The 15,626-nt window shown below is 71.5% G+C and carries 15 protein-coding genes; 13 read left to right on the top strand and 2 right to left on the bottom strand.

Features of this window, described 5'->3' with window-relative positions; translation table 11 throughout:
• Positions 1–360: 360 nt before the first annotated feature.
• From ACYVOO_RS34400 to ACYVOO_RS34355, 10 genes are all read left to right on the top strand, one after another.
• The gene (locus ACYVOO_RS34400; RefSeq protein WP_461019636.1) at positions 361–1,353 is read left to right on the top strand and encodes a Rossmann-like and DUF2520 domain-containing protein; all 993 of its coding nucleotides are present in this window, start codon (positions 361–363) and stop codon (positions 1,351–1,353) included.
• The gene (gene panC / locus ACYVOO_RS34395) at positions 1,350–2,330 is read left to right on the top strand and encodes a pantoate--beta-alanine ligase (protein ID WP_461019635.1); all 981 of its coding nucleotides are present in this window, start codon (positions 1,350–1,352) and stop codon (positions 2,328–2,330) included. The genes ACYVOO_RS34400 and panC overlap by 4 nt, the downstream gene beginning before the upstream one ends.
• A 52-nt stretch (positions 2,331–2,382) precedes the next feature.
• A complete protein-coding gene (locus ACYVOO_RS34390) occupies positions 2,383–4,137 on the top strand; it encodes an L-aspartate oxidase (protein WP_461019634.1) in 1,755 nt (584 codons plus the stop codon).
• Entirely contained in the window at positions 4,134–5,243 is a 1,110-nt protein-coding gene (nadC, locus tag ACYVOO_RS34385; RefSeq protein WP_461019633.1) for a carboxylating nicotinate-nucleotide diphosphorylase, read from the top strand. The genes ACYVOO_RS34390 and nadC overlap by 4 nt, the downstream gene beginning before the upstream one ends.
• A complete protein-coding gene (locus tag ACYVOO_RS34380) occupies positions 5,243–6,040 on the top strand; it encodes a type III pantothenate kinase (protein WP_453350157.1) in 798 nt (265 codons plus the stop codon). The genes nadC and ACYVOO_RS34380 overlap by 1 nt, the downstream gene beginning before the upstream one ends.
• A 96-nt stretch (positions 6,041–6,136) precedes the next feature.
• A complete protein-coding gene (locus ACYVOO_RS34375) occupies positions 6,137–6,937 on the top strand; it encodes a hypothetical protein (RefSeq protein ID WP_461019632.1) in 801 nt (266 codons plus the stop codon).
• Positions 6,938–7,074: 137 nt separating this feature from the next.
• Positions 7,075–7,245, top strand: coding sequence for a hypothetical protein (locus tag ACYVOO_RS34370; protein WP_453350159.1), 171 nt, complete (start codon positions 7,075–7,077; stop codon positions 7,243–7,245).
• A 173-nt stretch (positions 7,246–7,418) separates the two neighbouring features.
• A complete protein-coding gene (locus tag ACYVOO_RS34365; protein ID WP_453350160.1) occupies positions 7,419–7,829 on the top strand; it encodes a BlaI/MecI/CopY family transcriptional regulator in 411 nt (136 codons plus the stop codon).
• Between the two features lie 9 nt (positions 7,830–7,838).
• The gene (locus ACYVOO_RS34360) at positions 7,839–8,423 is read left to right on the top strand and encodes an amino-acid N-acetyltransferase (RefSeq protein WP_461019631.1); all 585 of its coding nucleotides are present in this window, start codon (positions 7,839–7,841) and stop codon (positions 8,421–8,423) included.
• A gap of 206 nt (positions 8,424–8,629) precedes the next feature.
• A complete protein-coding gene (locus tag ACYVOO_RS34355; protein WP_461019630.1) occupies positions 8,630–8,968 on the top strand; it encodes a histone-like nucleoid-structuring protein Lsr2 in 339 nt (112 codons plus the stop codon).
• On the opposite strand, the gene ACYVOO_RS34350 is transcribed toward ACYVOO_RS34355, so the two are convergent.
• Positions 8,907–9,413 carry an SCO3374 family protein gene (locus tag ACYVOO_RS34350; protein ID WP_461019629.1) on the bottom strand — a complete coding sequence of 169 codons (507 nt, stop codon included), beginning with the start codon at positions 9,411–9,413 and terminating at the stop codon, positions 8,907–8,909. The two genes, ACYVOO_RS34355 and ACYVOO_RS34350, sit on opposite strands and share 62 nt — an antisense overlap.
• A gap of 491 nt (positions 9,414–9,904) precedes the next feature.
• On the opposite strand from ACYVOO_RS34350, the gene ACYVOO_RS34345 reads away from it, so the two are divergent.
• A complete protein-coding gene (locus ACYVOO_RS34345) occupies positions 9,905–12,430 on the top strand; it encodes an ATP-dependent Clp protease ATP-binding subunit (protein ID WP_453350164.1) in 2,526 nt (841 codons plus the stop codon).
• 265 nt (positions 12,431–12,695) lie between these two features.
• Here ACYVOO_RS34345 and ACYVOO_RS34340 read toward each other — a convergent pair whose 3' ends face one another.
• On the bottom strand, positions 12,696–13,694 hold the full coding sequence (locus ACYVOO_RS34340; RefSeq protein ID WP_461019628.1) for a zinc-binding dehydrogenase: 999 nt from the start codon (positions 13,692–13,694) through the stop codon (positions 12,696–12,698).
• 332 nt (positions 13,695–14,026) lie between these two features.
• Here ACYVOO_RS34340 and ACYVOO_RS34335 point away from each other — a divergent pair, with 332 nt between their 5' ends.
• Together ACYVOO_RS34335 and ACYVOO_RS34330 are read left to right on the top strand one after the other, a co-directional pair.
• The gene (locus tag ACYVOO_RS34335; RefSeq protein WP_461019627.1) at positions 14,027–14,323 is read left to right on the top strand and encodes a hypothetical protein; all 297 of its coding nucleotides are present in this window, start codon (positions 14,027–14,029) and stop codon (positions 14,321–14,323) included.
• A gap of 934 nt (positions 14,324–15,257) precedes the next feature.
• Positions 15,258–15,566: a hypothetical protein gene (locus ACYVOO_RS34330; protein WP_461019626.1), complete on the top strand. Its 309-nt coding sequence runs from the start codon at positions 15,258–15,260 to the stop codon at positions 15,564–15,566.
• The last annotated feature ends 60 nt before the right edge of the window (positions 15,567–15,626 follow it).

The following is a 15,626-nucleotide window of genomic DNA, read 5'->3' as shown; positions in this document are numbered from 1 at the left end:
CAACCACACGCCGCGCCGAAGCCACCGGCCCGCACCCGGCGACGAAACCCAGGGACGCCCCCGCCAGGCGACGGCGCCAAAACTGTTGTGGGCAATCGTCCCGCTGGCGGGACGGGTGGGCACAACCCGTGCCACCGGCTCGCACCCGCGTGACGAAACCCCAAGGGGCACCGGCAGAGCGCACCCCTACGAGAAACGGGCACCCCGTGTGACCTTCACCCCGCGCCCCGTGAAGGGGAGCCACCCGGTGAAGGGGGAACCCTTCGTTTCCTTGCGCCGCCCGCGAAGGGCATAGCATGGCCGGGAGAGACGTCCGGTACCCGTCGTGGACCGGAACGGTAGACGGAAGGCCATCACTCCGTGAACGCACACGCACACCAACCAGCCCATGGACCGGGCCACGGCCGCGCGGAGGACAGGCCCGCGCGCCTGGACGTCGGCGTCGTGGGAACCGGCCGCGTCGGCCCCGCCCTCGCCTCCGCGCTGCGCCTCGCGGGCCACCGCCCCGTCGCCGCGTCAGGCGTCTCCGACGCCTCGCGCCGCCGCGCCGCGGCCCTCCTCCCCGGCGTCCCGCTGATGGATCCCACCGAGGTGCTGTCCCACGCGGACCTCGTCCTGCTGACGGTCCCGGACGACGCGCTCCCTGACCTGGTCACGGGCCTCGCCGACACGGGCGCGATCCGCGCAGGGCAGCTCATCGCGCACACGTCGGGCCGCTACGGCACGGGCGTCCTCGAACCCGCCCTGCGCGCGGGCGCGCTCCCCTTGGCGCTGCACCCGGTGATGACGTTCACGGGCACGCCTGTGGACGTCCAGCGGCTCGCGGGCTGTTCGTTCGGCGTGACCGCGCCGGAGGAGCTGCGGCTTGCCGCCGAGGCGCTGGTCATCGAGATGGGCGGCGAGCCCGAGTGGATCGCGGAGGAGGCGCGCCCCCTCTATCACGCGGCTCTCGCGATCGGCGCGAACCACCTGGTCACGCTCGTCGCGCAGTCGATGGAGCTGCTGCGCGCCTCGGGCGTCGAGGCCCCGGACCGCATGCTGGGCCCCCTGCTGGGCGCGGCGCTGGACAACTCGCTGCGGTCGGGCGACGCGGCGCTGACGGGCCCTGTCGCGCGCGGCGACGCGGGAACCGTCGCGGCGCACATCGCCGAGCTGCGGAAGCACGCGCCGCACGCGGTGTCCGGGTATGTGGCGATGGCCCGTACGACCGCGGACCGTGCCCTGACGCACGGCCTGCTCAAGCCGGGCCTCGCCGAGGACTTGCTCGACGTTCTCGCGGACGCCGACCCGGGTCCGGGCCCCGGCAACGGCGACGGCGACGGCCCGGACGACGACGAGGGAGGCCGGTCATGACCGCGGCCCCGGACCCGGCGCCCCCCGTCGCCAAGAGCGCCGTCACCCTCCTCCGTACCGCCGCCGAACTCCGCGCCCTCACCCGCCCCCCGGGCCACCGCCGTGGCGTCGTGATGACCATGGGCGCGCTCCATGACGGCCACGCGGAGCTGATACGCACGGCGCGCGCCCGCGTCGGCCCGGAGGGGCAGGTCGTGGTCACGGTCTTCGTGAACCCCCTCCAGTTCGGGCCCGGCGAGGATCTCGACCGGTATCCGCGCACGCTCGAGGCGGATCTGACCGTCGCGGAGAAGGCGGGCGCCGATCTCGTGCTCGCGCCCTCGGCCGAGGAGGCCTATCCGGGCGGCGAGCCGCAGGTGCGGCTCTCGGCGGGCCCCATGGGCGGGCGGCTCGAAGGGGCCTCGCGCCCCGGCCACTTCGACGGCATGCTGACGGTCGTCGCCAAGCTGCTCCACCTCACCGCGCCCGACGTGTCGTTCTTCGGGCAGAAGGACGCGCAGCAGCTCGCGCTGATACGTCGCATGGTGCGCGACCTCAACTTCCCCGTGGAGATCGTCGGCGTTCCCACCGTGCGCGAGGCGGACGGGCTCGCGCTCTCCAGCCGGAACCGTTACCTCTCCCCGGCCGAGCGCACCACGGCCCTCGCCCTCTCCCGCGCCCTCTTCGCGGCCCGCGAGGCCGCAAACCCGGACCCGGCCACGGATCCGGACCCGGACCCGGGCGCGGCCACCACACCGGCACCCCCCATTGCGCCCCCCACCGCACCCCGCGTCCGCGAAGCCGCCCGCGCCGTCCTCGCCGAAGCGGCCCGCCTCGACCCGCCCCTGGCGCTCGACTACGCGGCCCTCATCGATCCGGCGGACTTCACCGAGGTCCCCGACGACTTCGCGGGCGAGGCCGTGCTCGCGGTCGCGGCCCGCGTCGGCGGCACCCGCCTCATCGACAACCTCCCGCTCCGGCTCGGAGCGCCCCGATGACGACGGCGCCCGCGCCCCGCGCGAGACCGAGACCGAGATCTGGAGCAGCCGCATGATCCGTCCCCCGCACGGCACAGCAGGCCCGCTCCTCGCGCCCCCTCCGGGGTGGCGGATCGAGGCGGACGTGGTGGTCGTCGGCTCCGGCGTCGCCGGGCTGACGGTGGCGCTGCGCTGCGCCGACGCCGGGCTGCGCACCGTCGTCGTCACCAAGGCGCGGCTCGACGACGGCTCCACCCGCTGGGCGCAGGGCGGCATCGCCGCGGCGCTCGGCGAGGGCGACAGCCCGGAGCAGCACCGCGAGGACACCCTCGTCGCGGGCGCGGGGCTGTGCGACGAGGAGGCCGTGCGCACCCTCGTCACCGAGGGGCCGGGCGCCGTGCGGCGGCTCATCGACACGGGCGCCCGCTTCGACACCGACCCCGGCTCGGGGGACATCGAGCTGACCCGCGAGGGCGGCCACCACCGCCGCCGCATCGCGCACGCGGGCGGCGACGCGACGGGCGCGGAGATCTCGCGTGCGCTGGTGGCGGCCGTACGGGAGCGCAGCGCGCGCGGCACTGTCCGTACGGTCGAGAACGCGCTGGTCCTCGATCTCCTCAAGACTCCCGGGGGCGCCGCGGCCGGGGTCACCCTGCACGTCATGGGCGAGGGCCAGCACGACGGGGTGGGCGCGGTGCACGCGCCCGCCGTCGTGCTCGCGACGGGCGGCATGGGGCAGATCTTCTCCGCGACGACCAACCCGGCCGTCTCCACGGGCGACGGCGTCGCCCTCGCGCTGCGCGCCGGTGCCGAGGTCTCGGATCTGGAGTTCGTGCAGTTCCACCCCACCGTGCTGTATCTGGGCGCGGATGCGGAGGGCCAGCAGCCGCTGATCTCCGAGGCCGTGCGCGGCGAGGGCGCCCACCTCGTGGACGCGGACGGGGTGCGTTTCATGACGGGCCAGCACGAGCTGGCCGAGCTGGCGCCGCGCGACATCGTCGCGAAGGGCATCATGCGCCGCGCCGCCGAGCAGGGCGTGACGCACATGTATCTGGACGGCCGCCACTTCGGCGCGGAGATGTGGGCCGCCCGCTTCCCGACGATCCTCGCCGCCTGCCGCGCGCACGGCATCGACCCGGTGACCGAGCCCGTGCCCGTCGCCCCGGCTGCGCACTACGCGAGCGGCGGCGTCCGTACGGACCTGCGCGGGCGGACGACCGTTCCGGGGCTGTACGCGTGCGGCGAGGTCGCCTGTACGGGTGTGCACGGCGCCAACCGGCTCGCCTCCAACAGCCTGCTGGAGGGACTGGTCTTCGCGGAGCGCATCGCGGACCACGTCGCCGGGCGCGACGAGCGCGACGAGCGCGGGCCAGGGCCGGACGACGACGCGCCCCCCAGCACGCCCGCGCGCCCCGTCACGCCCCTGCTGCCCGCCGAGGCGCGGCCCGCCATCCAGCGGCTGATGACCGAGGGCGCGGGCGTGCTGCGTTCGGCGCGCAGCCTCACCGACGCCGCGGCGCGCCTCGAAGCGCTGCCCGCCGACTTCGCGCACAAGGCCGCCGAGCCCGGCGTCGAGACCTGGGAGAACGCCAACCTCCACCTCGTCGCCCGTGTTCTCGTCGCCGCCGCGCTCCGCCGTGCCGAGACGCGCGGCTGCCACTGGCGCGAGGACCACCCGGACCGGAACGACGCGGACTGGGCCCGCCACCTCGTGGTCACCCACGGCCCTGACGCCCGTACTCTCGACGTCCGTACGACCGCCACCACCGCCTTCCCCCCGACCGCCGTCCCGCCGGTCGCCACCGCCGTCACCAAGGAGAAACCGTGACCAGCCCCACCCCGGAATCGCCGGAGGAGCGTCGGCCCCAGCCCGTCGACGTGCCCCTGCTCCAGATCGGCGGCCCGTCGGCCGCGGCCACCGTGGGCGGCGGCTGCGGCGACGCCTGTGGCTGCGGCGCTGGTCACGATGACGAGGGCTTCGGTCTCGATCCGCTCGACTGCGGCCTGGACCCGGACCTGGCCGAGCTTCTCGCGGACGCGGGCCTGGACCCCGTGCAGGTCGAGGACATCGCGCACGTGGCCATCGAGGAGGATCTGGACCACGGCGTGGACGTCACCACCGTGGCGACGATCCCCGAGGACGCCGTCGCCACCGGGGACTTCACCGCGCGGGAGGCGGGCACCGTGGCGGGGCTGCGGGTCGCCGAGGCGGTGCTGTCGGTGGTGTGCACGGACGAGTTCGCGGTCGAGCGGCATGTCGAGGACGGCGACCGCGTCGAGGCGGGGGCCCGGCTGCTGACGGTCACCACCCGCACCCGCGACCTCCTCACCGCCGAGCGCAGCGCCCTCAACCTGCTCTGCCGCCTCTCCGGCATCGCGACCGCCACCAGCCGCTGGGCCGACGCGCTCGCCGGTACGGGCGCCGAGGTGCGCGACACCCGCAAGACGACGCCCGGCCTGCGCGCCCTGGAGAAGTACGCGGTGCGCTGCGGCGGCGGGGTCAACCACCGCTTCTCGCTCTCCGACGCCGCGCTGGTCAAGGACAACCACGTGGTGGCCGCGGGCGGCGTCGCGGAGGCGTTCAAGGCCGTGCGGACCGAGTTCCCCGACGTGCCCATCGAGGTGGAGGTGGACAGGCTCGACCAGCTCGAACCGGTCCTCGCCGAGGGCGCGGACCTGGTGCTGCTCGACAACTTCTCGCCGGAGGAGACCGCGGCGGCCGTCCGGCTCGTCGCCGGCCGTGCCCGGCTGGAGTCCTCGGGCCGTCTGACGCTGGACAACGCAGCCGAGTACGCGGCGGCGGGCGTCGACTACCTCGCGGTGGGCTCGCTCACCCACTCGTCCCCGATCCTCGACATCGGCCTCGACCTGCGCGAAGCGGCAGCGGCAGAGACAGCCGACGACAGCGACGCCGCCGAGGAGGCCGACGCCTGATGCTGCTCACCATCGACGTGGGCAACACCCACACCGTGCTCGGCCTCTTCGACGGCGAGGACATCGTCGAGCACTGGCGCATCTCGACGGACGCCCGCCGCACCGCCGACGAGCTGGCCGTGCTGCTCCAGGGGCTGATGGGCATGCACCCGCTCCTGGGCGAGGAACTGGGCGACAACGTCGAGGGGATCGCGATCTGCTCGACCGTCCCTTCCGTCCTCCACGAGCTGCGTGAGGTCACCCGCCGCTACTACGGCGACATCCCGTCCGTGCTGGTCGAGCCCGGCGTCAAGACGGGCGTGCCGATCCTCATGGACAACCCGAAGGAGGTCGGCGCGGACCGCATCATCAACGCGCTGGCGGCCGTCGAGCTGTACGGCGGCCCCTGCGTCGTCGTCGACTTCGGCACGGCCACCACCTTCGACGCGGTCTCCGCGCGCGGCGAGTACGTCGGCGGCGTCATCGCCCCCGGCATCGAGATCTCCGTGGACGCGCTGGGCGTGCGCGGGGCCCAGCTCCGCAAGATCGAGCTGGCGCGCCCGCGCAGCGTCATCGGCAAGAACACGGTCGAGGCCATGCAGTCCGGCATCCTCTACGGCTTCGCGGGACAGGTCGACGGGGTCGTGGAGCGCATGGCGCGCGAGCTGGGCGACGAGCCCGACGACGTCACCGTCATCGCCACGGGCGGCCTCGCGCCGATGGTGCTGGGGGAGTCCTCCGTCATCGACGAGCACGAGCCGTGGCTGACCCTGATCGGGCTGCGGCTCGTCTACGAGCGGAACGTGAGCAGGTCGTAGCGGCGGGACTGGGCGGGACGGGACTGGGAGAGGCACGCCACGCCGTCGGAACAGGCGATAAGCACATTTAGCCGTTCTGCCCCGTATTGTCGCCGTATGCCCACGCCATACGGTTCACGAGGCGGCATGGCCTTCAGCGCGGACGAGCTGCGTGTGCTCCGAGGCGCCCTCGCCGCCGCCGTCCAGCCCTCCTCCCCGGCGACGGCGCCGGGAGCCGTCCCGTCGCCCCCGTCGCCCGAGCGCGCGGCCGAGGTGCGGGAGTATCTGCGGCTCGCCGAGGCCGTGGACGAGACGATCCGCGAGGGGAGCAGGCTGCGCACGTTCCTGCTCGCCGACCTCGCCCGCTACCGCGACGCGCTGCCAGGATCGGCCGCCGGGTATCTCGACCAGCTCGAGGACGCGCTCAGGGCGGGCTACCTCCCGCGTCCCGACGATCTCGTGGCGCTGCGCGCCCTCCGTACGGAGGCGGCGGGCGCTGCCGAGACGGACCGCCGCACGGCGCTGCTCCAGCGCTGCGAGCGGCTGGCCGAGCAGGCCGTACGGGCGCGGCTGATGGTCGTTCCGGGCGGCCGTACGGCGGGCTCGACGGGCGCGGCGGAGCCCGCGCGGCCCGCGACGCCCATGCCCGCGCCCGCCTCCCAGGTGCCGCAGCCCGCCCGCTCCCGCGAGAACGACGGCGGCGCGGGCGGCGACGGGGAAGAGCCGGAGCGCCAGGAGCCGATGCGCGAGGAACCGAAGCGTGGGGAGCCGCGTCAGGACCCGCCCGTGAGGCCGTCCACGCCGGGCACGGAGCCCTCGCGTCCGGGGCGCCCCCCGCGCCCCGTCCCCACCCCCGGCGAGGTCTTCCCGCCCCGCCGCCGCCCCTCGCCGCCGCCCGAGGAGGCGCTCTCGGCCTGACGGCCGGAACCGGGGCCGGGGCCAGGGCCGGGGAGGAGCTGGAGGGCGCCGGAGAAGCCGGGAACAGGGCCGTACCGTCGGGCCCAGGAATGCGCCGCGTTAGGCTGGAGACCTGCCCACCGAGGAGGCCGACAGCCATGGACTACGTCGCCGCACTGACCCCGCCGATCGTGATGGCGGTGGCCTTCACCGCGCTGATCGTGATCATAGTCAAGAGCCAGGGTGGCGCGAACAAGGGCAAGGAGGACGCGGTCGTGGACGCCGCGCTCGCCCGTGCCGAGCGGTCGAAGCAGAAGAAGGACAACTGAGCCGGTCCGGCCAGTAGCGGGCCGAACCCGGACCTGGATCCGGATCCGGACCGGGGCCCGGCCCCGAGCGCGGGCGTGCGGAAGCGGTAAAGCCGCTCCGTGCGCCCTTTTGTTTGGCTCTGTGGAGATCAAAGGCGTCTCTGATTCGGGACATCTCCGACTATTATTCTCGGGTGCCTAGGCCATTGGGAGAGTTGGAAGACGCCGTGATGACGCGGGTATGGCAGTGGAACCGCCCCGTCACCGTGCGAGAAGTCCTCGAGGATCTACAGTCGGAACGCTCCATCGCCTACACCACAGTGATGACCGTAATGGACAACCTGCATCAGAAGGGCTGGCTGCGGAGGGAACAAGAAGGCCGCGCCTATCGATATGAGGCGGTGTCCACACGGCCCGCGTACTCCGCGGCTCTGATGAACGAGGCGTGGTCCTCCAGTGACAACCTGGCCGCGGCCCTCGTGGAGTTCATCGGGCGTATGACACCGGAACAGGCCGACGCGCTGAGGGACGCCTTGCGGGTCGTACAACTGAACGGCGTCCATCTCGACGCCCCCGGAGAGAAGCGCGCGCCGAAGGAGCGATAGCGTCCGTTCATGCCGCCAGAACAGCCGGAACAGCCGGCAGCGCCGGAAGTCTCGGAACAGCCGGAAGCACCGGAACGCGCGGAACCGCTCAGAGAAGTCACGGTTCGCCGCGCCCGCACCACGGATGTACGCGCCGTCCGCGCTCTCGTCGACGCCTACTCCCGCGACCGCATCCTCCTCGACAAAGCCACGGTGACGCTTTACGAGGACATCCAGGAGTTCTGGGTGGCGGAACGCGACCACGACGCCGAGGTCGTCGCCTGCGGTGCCCTGCACGTGATGTGGGAGGACCTCGCCGAGGTCAGGACGCTCGCGGTCGATCCGTCGCTCAAGGGCACCGGGGTGGGACATCTGCTGCTGGAGAAGCTCTTGCAGACGGCGCGGTGGCTCGGGGTGCGGCGTATTTTCTGCCTCACCTTCGAAGTGGACTTCTTCGCGAAGCACGGCTTCACGGAGATCGGTGAGACGCCGGTGGACGGTGATGTCTACAGCGAGCTGCTGCGTTCCTATGACGAGGGCGTAGCAGAGTTCCTCGGTCTCGAACGAGTGAAGCCGAACACCTTGGGCAACAGCCGGATGCTGCTGCATCTCTGAGGCATCTCTGAGCCATCTCAGAGCCGCTTCTTCCGGCCGCATCCGCGGAAGACGAGCGGCGTGAGTCGCTATGTCCGAAAGATCCCGCCAATCCTCGTCGGGTCACGCGTCAAACTCCACAGAGGGTTTGTGTTTCTCAGAGAAAAGCGGTTTGCTTTCGTCGGCAGTATCAGTATTCGGTTATCGATGACGAATGGGAGTAGCCGGTGGCACAGAAGGTTCAGGTTCTTCTCGTTGACGACCTCGACGGCGGCGAAGCCGACGAGACCGTGACGTTCGCGCTCGACGGGAAGACCTACGAGATCGACCTCACCACCGCTAATGCGGACAAGCTCCGCGATGTGCTGGAGCCCTATGTGAAGGGCGGACGCCGTACCGGCGGCCGTTCCGCGCGTGGAAAGGGCCGGGCTTCCGGTGGCGGCGGCAACAGCGGTCAGGACACCGCCAAGATCCGCGCCTGGGCCAAGGAGCAGGGTTACGAGGTCAATGACCGCGGCCGTGTTCCCGCCAATATCCGCGAGGCGTACGAGAAGGCCAACGGCTGATCTCCCCGGGCTTCCGTACGCGCAGTACCGCGGTACGCGTCAGCCGCGCGCGGTGGCATTCCGTCGCCGCCGCACTCACCAGCCGTACGAGATCCACGTGGTCCGCGTCACGTCCCGGCTCGGGAGGCCGCAGCCAGATGGCGGCCTCCCGCGGGTCGAAGGGCGCGCGGGCCGACAGTTCCAGCTCGATCCCGCGCCACTCCAGCCACTCCAGCAGTCCCGGCAGCTCCTCGGCGCTGCCCTCGGGGACGAGGAGCTGGAGGCGTCGGCGCGCGGGATCGTGGGCGACGGGCCCCGTGTGCACCTCCGGGCGCCGCAGCAGCGCCAGACCGGCGTCCTCCGGCATCTCCAGCGCCTCCGCGCGCCCTCCGGGTCCGTCGGGCCCGCCGCCGCACCCGCCTCGCTCCCGCGCGGCGCACAGCGCCGCTCTGGGTCGGGGAATCATGAACGTCATGCCCGGAGCAACTGACGAACCCCGATCGGGTTACGTAGGGTTGACACTCGACCACGTATCGTGCTCAACGGGCCAAAGATGTGCGGCGCAAGGCTGTTCGCCATCAGCGGATGCGGTATGCCGGTAGCGGCGTGCTCGGCATGGAATGTCAGCCACAGGGGGTAAGAAGTCCCTAGTGGAACGGGGGTGTGGACGGTGATGTCAGCCAGTGACGGGCGTGTCGGCCAAAAGGCGTTCGCCGTCGGCGTAGTGAATCCGGGTGGATACGCCTGGCCTGCGGGAACATCGTCTCGCACCATCGGGTTGGAACTGTTGTCGGCTGTTCGGGGCACGCGAGTTGTCGGTGTGCGTCCCGTGCTTGCGGGGATGTTCCCTGGTGTCGGCAGTTGGAATGAGCGGTCCCCGCTTGCGGGACTAAGCTGCGGAAGGACAGAGAGGGGAGCGTCCCCTTACTGCCTGACCGCTCTGAGGAGCGATTAACGATGTTCGAGAGGTTCACCGACCGCGCGCGGCGGGTTGTCGTCCTGGCTCAGGAAGAAGCCCGGATGCTCAACCACAACTACATCGGCACCGAGCACATCCTTCTGGGCCTGATCCATGAAGGTGAGGGTGTCGCCGCTAAGGCACTGGAGAGCCTCGGGATTTCGCTCGAGGCGGTCCGCCAGCAGGTGGAGGAGATCATCGGCCAGGGGCAGCAGGCCCCCTCCGGCCACATCCCCTTCACTCCCCGTGCCAAGAAGGTCCTGGAGCTGTCGCTCCGCGAGGCCCTTCAGCTCGGCCACAACTACATCGGCACGGAGCACATCCTGCTCGGCCTGATCCGCGAGGGCGAGGGCGTCGCGGCCCAGGTCCTCGTGAAGCTGGGCGCCGATCTGAACCGGGTGCGGCAGCAGGTCATCCAGTTGCTCTCCGGTTACTCCGGCGGCAAGGAGGCGGCCACCGCGGGCGGCCCCGCCGAGGGCACGCCCTCGACGTCCCTTGTCCTGGACCAGTTCGGCCGCAACCTCACCCAGGCGGCGCGCGAATCCAAGCTCGACCCGGTCATCGGGCGCGAGAAGGAGATCGAGCGCGTCATGCAGGTGCTCTCGCGCCGCACCAAGAACAACCCGGTGCTCATCGGCGAGCCCGGCGTCGGCAAGACCGCCGTCGTGGAGGGCCTGGCCCAGGCGATCGTCAAGGGCGAGGTGCCCGAGACGCTCAAGGACAAGCACCTCTACACCCTGGACCTCGGCGCCCTGGTCGCCGGCTCGCGCTACCGCGGTGACTTCGAGGAGCGCCTGAAGAAGGTCCTCAAGGAGATCCGCACCCGCGGCGACATCATCCTGTTCATCGACGAGCTGCACACGCTCGTCGGCGCGGGTGCCGCAGAGGGCGCGATCGACGCCGCGAGCATCCTCAAGCCGATGCTCGCGCGCGGTGAACTCCAGACCATCGGTGCCACCACGCTGGACGAGTACCGCAAGCACCTGGAGAAGGACGCGGCCCTGGAGCGCCGCTTCCAGCCGATCCAGGTCGCGGAGCCGTCGCTGCCGCACACGATCGAGATCCTCAAGGGCCTGCGCGACCGCTACGAGGCGCACCACCGCGTCTCCATCACGGACGCCGCCCTGGTCGGCGCCGCCACGCTCGCCGACCGCTACATCTCGGACCGCTTCCTGCCGGACAAGGCGATCGACCTCATCGACGAGGCCGGGTCCCGGATGCGCATCCGCCGGATGACCGCGCCGCCGGACCTCCGCGAGTTCGACGAGAAGATCGCGAACGTCCGCCGGGACAAGGAGTCCGCGATCGACTCGCAGGACTTCGAGAAGGCCGCCTCCCTCCGTGACACGGAGAAGCAGCTCCTCGCCCAGAAGGCGAAGCGGGAGAAGGAGTGGAAGGCGGGCGACATGGACGTCGTCGCCGAGGTGGACGAAGAGCTGATCGCGGAGGTCCTGGCCACGGCCACCGGCATCCCGGTCTTCAAGCTCACCGAGGAGGAGTCCTCGCGGCTGCTGCGCATGGAGGACGAGCTGCACAAGCGCGTCATCGGCCAGGAGGACGCGATCAAGGCGCTCTCCCAGGCGATCCGGCGCACGCGTGCGGGCCTCAAGGACCCGAAGCGTCCGGGCGGTTCGTTCATCTTCGCCGGTCCGTCCGGTGTCGGTAAGACGGAGCTGTCCAAGACGCTCGCCGAGTTCCTCTTCGGCGACGAGGACGCGCTGATCTCGCTCGACATGTCGGAGTTCAGCGAGAAGCACACCGTCTCGCGCCTGTTCGGCTCGCCCCCCGGCTACGTCGGGTACGAAGAGGGCGGCCAGCTCACCGAGAAGGTGCGCCGCAAGCCGTTCTCCGTGGTCCTGTTCGACGAGGTCGAGAAGGCCCACCCGGACATCTTCAACTCCCTGTTGCAGATCCTGGAGGACGGTCGCCTGACCGACTCGCAGGGCCGGGAAGTGGACTTCAAGAACACGGTCATCATCATGACCACCAACCTCGGCACCCGTGACATCTCGAAGGGCTTCAACCTGGGCTTCGCGGGCCAGGGCGATGTCAAGACGGGCTACGAGCGGATGAAGAACAAGGTCAACGACGAGCTGAAGCAGCACTTCCGCCCGGAGTTCCTGAACCGTGTCGATGACACGGTGGTCTTCCACCAGCTCACGCAGGAAGACATCATCCGCATCGTGGACCTGATGATCGCCCAGGTGGACGAGCGCCTCAAGGACCGCGACATGGGCCTGGAGCTGAGCACGGACGCCAAGGAGCTGCTGGCCAAGAAGGGTTACGACCCGGTGATGGGCGCCCGGCCCCTGCGCCGGACGATCCAGCGCCAGATCGAGGACGAGCTGTCGGAGAAGATCCTCTTCGGCGAGCTGCGTCCGGGCCACATCGTGGTCGTGGACACCGAGGGCGAGGGTGAGGAGAAGAAGTTCACCTTCCGCGGCGAGGAGAAGTCCGCGCTGCCGGACGCCCCGCCGGTCGAGTCCACGGCGGGCGGCGGCCCGAACCTCTCGAAGGAAGCGTGACGCTGCGCGCTGAGCGGTGAACCGTATATGTGGGGCCGGCCCTTTCGAGGGCCGGCCCCACACGCGTGTGCTGACCGCCTACGGGGCTGCGCCCGGTCCCACGGGACGCGCTGGGTCCCACGGGGCGGTGCCCGGCCCTCACAGGGTGGACTGGCTCACGGGGCGGTGCCCGGCCTCGACGGGGCGGATCGGGCCCATGGGACGCGCTGGACTCGCACGGGGCTGCGCCCGGCCCTCATGGAGCGGGCCGGGCCCCGGGTGGGGGCTACGGGGTGAGGACGATGCGGCCGAAGACCTCGCTCGCGGCCATCTTCCGGTGTGCGAGGACCGCCTCGTCCAGGGGCAGTACCTCGTGCACGACGGCGCGCAGTTCGCCCCGGCTCGCGGCGGCGAACTGCTCGGCCCGCACGGTGTGCTGAGCGGAACGGGGCACGGTGTCGGCGCTGAACGTGGCGAAGGAGAGCGACTTCCGGAACGCCGCTATCAGCCTTGCGCCGAAGTCCTCGGGCGGCGGGCCCCCGACCACGCCGACGGCCACCATCCGGCCGTTCGGGTTGAGCCTGTCCAGGAAGGAGGGCATGTCCGCACCGGCGATGACGTCGATGATGACGTCGTAGCCCGTGGGCGCGTCCCCGCCGTCCCCGCCGTCCCCGCCGTCCGCATCGCCCTCGACGCCCTCGCCGGAGCGGTCCAGCACATGCGTCGCGCCGAGCGTGCGCAGCAGCTCGCCGCGTTCCGCCGACGACGTCGTGACCGCCACCGCACCGGCGCCGCCGAGCGCCGCGAGCTGGACCGTCATGACCCCGAGGCTGCCCCCGGCGCCCCGCACGAGCACCGACTCGCCACGGGCGAAGTGGGCGTGGGCGAGGCTGAAGTGGGCCACGACGCCGGAGGCGCCGAGGGTCACCGCGTCGGCGGAGGACAGGTCGGGGGCCAGCGGCACCACGTCCGCCACGGAGGCGACGGCCTGTTCGGCGTACCCGCCGCCCAGGCCGGTGAACGCCCACACGCGCCGTCCGACCCATGAGGCGTCGACGCCCTCGCCGACGGCGGTCACCGTGCCCGCCACCTCGCTGCCGGGGATGTGGCCCTCCGTGAAGCCGTAGGCGGCGACGGCACCGCTGCGGATCACGGCGTCGACGCCGCCGACGCCGATCGCCTGCGTGGCGATCAGGACCTGTCCGGCGGCGGGAGCCGGGTCGGGCAGGTCGGTGACGGCCATGCCGTCCGGAGGGCCGAACTTCTGGATGGTGATCGCTTTCAACGTCGTCTCCTTGTGCTGAACGGTGCGGGCAAGCGCGAAGCGCTGACGTTTTCGGACGCTAATGGGACCCGCCGCCCTCCGTGGCGAAGTGAGAGCGACGGCCGACGGTTTGCCTCAGACCGGACGCACCGGACGCACCGGACGCACCGGACGCACGGGGCCCGGCCGGGGCGTCGGCCGCGCATCAACCGTTCAACCGATGCGCGCGTGCCCGCCGCCGCTGCCGTGCCGGTCGAAAGTTCGATGTGGGCGAGGGGGAGCGGTTCGTACGGTGAACGGGCCTGATGAGGACCGGGTTGAAGACCCCCCCACAACTGGAGGACTGAGGACTTATGAAGTCGTGGCGCACTCGAATCGCTGTCGGTCTCGCCGCGGGTGCCGCGGCGGTCGCCGTCCCGCTGACCGCCACCAACGCTGTCGCGGCCGACGCGCCCACCGCCGACGCGCCCACCGCCGCCGCCGAGAGCGGCTGGGTGATCGCCGGTGGCGAGAGCTACCCCAAGGGCGAGGCGGACTGCGAACAGCAGGCCAGGGACGACTACTTCCCGAGCGGTTACACGGACGTGGACTGCGTGCCCAACCCCGAGATCCGGCCTGACTTCTACACCATCTGGATCTACCACCCGTAAGAACCCGCCCGAGCCCGCCCTGGCCTACCCCTCCCCACTGGCTTCTGAACCGTCCCCGCTCCACTTCCGTTGCGGACATTGCGAGTTCGCGTGAGAAGTCAGCGTCTGGACAGGAGAGTGGCCATGGCGGGACATCCGATTGGCGGGGGAGGCGGCGGAGCGTCGAAGCCCACCGGATTCCGGGAACGCCTCAGGGCAGCCCTTCGTGGACGCAAGAACGACGGAGGGAAAGCCGTGCAGACCCCGGACAACAGTGCGCAGCAGGTCAAGAGGATGAGCCCGGAGGAGATTCGAGCGGTCGAGGCGCTCGCTGACCGGATGGGCCCGTCGCCGCGGAGCAGCACGGCCGGTCAGCCGGCCGACAGCACATCCGGTCATGTGCAGGGCAGCTCCAGTCTTCCCAGCTATGACCGAGGAGACCTGAATCCTCGTCTCCAGATGGCGGCGTGGTCCGGCTTTCCCCCTGCCTCGGTGAGCCCGGCGGCTCCGGCCGCCAGCTCCTCGGCCACATCGGCCCCCTCGCACATGACGAGGGCAGGCACGCAAACCCCGAGCAGCGGTCTGAAGAAGCGCTGATACGTACGCCTGAGCGCCCGGTGGGGCCGGCCCTTTTTCGGGGGTCGGCCCCACTGGCGTGTGGGGAAGGCTTCACCGCGCTGCCCGCCCAGGCCGCCACCCGCAGTCGCCGTCCGCGCTCATGCCGCCACCGCCTGGTCCGACAGTCCGTGAACTTTTCCGTCGGTCCGGACATCGGACTCTGCGGTACCGAAGATCGGTTCCGTCGTGTCGGGGGGCGCCCCCAGGGACGGGGACGTCTCCCGCCGCACCCCCACGCGCCGGGCTCGGGGCCGGGGGCGGAACCGGGCCCGGCGCGCCGTCGGGCGTGCACTCGACGCAAGGACGCAAGGACGCACGTACGCAGAAGGAGCATCACATGCGCGGACTCAAGCGCGCCGCCGTTGTCGGCGCCGGCCTCATCGCCTTCACCGGCATCGGCGCCGGAGCGGCCCAGGCCCTGCCCGAACCGGGCGGCTACATGGTGGGCGACACGTTCACGGAGCCCAGCAAGGCCGCCTGCGAAAAGGACGGCAACTCGTGGTCGGGCGTCAATCAGTTCTCCTGCCTCGGCCCCTACGCCGACGGTACGTGGAAACTCCGGATCGACTCGATCAGCCAGTGCCCTGGTGCGAAGCAGCTCCCTGGCACGGTTTCTCAGTCTGACTACGCCGTGAAGGGCTGCTGACAACTCCCTCGCCCGGCCCGGCCCGGCCCGGTCCGCCCCTCCCGTGGGCGGGTCGGGCCG

The organism is Streptomyces daliensis (assembly GCF_054782395.1).
Note: the sequence above shows the minus strand (reverse complement) of the source record. Positions and strands in the feature narration are given on the sequence as shown.

Bases quoted from the DNA above. Each gene is read 5' to 3' on its own strand.
- ACYVOO_RS34370 (WP_453350159.1), top strand. From the start codon at position 7,075: ATGGACTACGTCGCCGCACTGACCCCGCCGATCGTGATGGCGGTGGCC.
- ACYVOO_RS34335 (WP_461019627.1), top strand. From the start codon at position 14,027: ATGAAGTCGTGGCGCACTCGAATCGCTGTCGGTCTCGCCGCGGGTGCC.
- ACYVOO_RS34330 (WP_461019626.1), top strand. From the start codon at position 15,258: ATGCGCGGACTCAAGCGCGCCGCCGTTGTCGGCGCCGGCCTCATCGCC.
- ACYVOO_RS34350 (WP_461019629.1), bottom strand. From the start codon at position 9,413: ATGATTCCCCGACCCAGAGCGGCGCTGTGCGCCGCGCGGGAGCGAGGC.
- ACYVOO_RS34375 (WP_461019632.1), top strand. From the start codon at position 6,137: ATGCCCACGCCATACGGTTCACGAGGCGGCATGGCCTTCAGCGCGGAC.
- ACYVOO_RS34345 (WP_453350164.1), top strand. From the start codon at position 9,905: ATGTTCGAGAGGTTCACCGACCGCGCGCGGCGGGTTGTCGTCCTGGCT.
- ACYVOO_RS34380 (WP_453350157.1), top strand. From the start codon at position 5,243: ATGCTGCTCACCATCGACGTGGGCAACACCCACACCGTGCTCGGCCTC.
- ACYVOO_RS34360 (WP_461019631.1), top strand. From the start codon at position 7,839: ATGCCGCCAGAACAGCCGGAACAGCCGGCAGCGCCGGAAGTCTCGGAA.
- panC (WP_461019635.1), top strand. From the start codon at position 1,350: ATGACCGCGGCCCCGGACCCGGCGCCCCCCGTCGCCAAGAGCGCCGTC.
- ACYVOO_RS34390 (WP_461019634.1), top strand. From the start codon at position 2,383: ATGATCCGTCCCCCGCACGGCACAGCAGGCCCGCTCCTCGCGCCCCCT.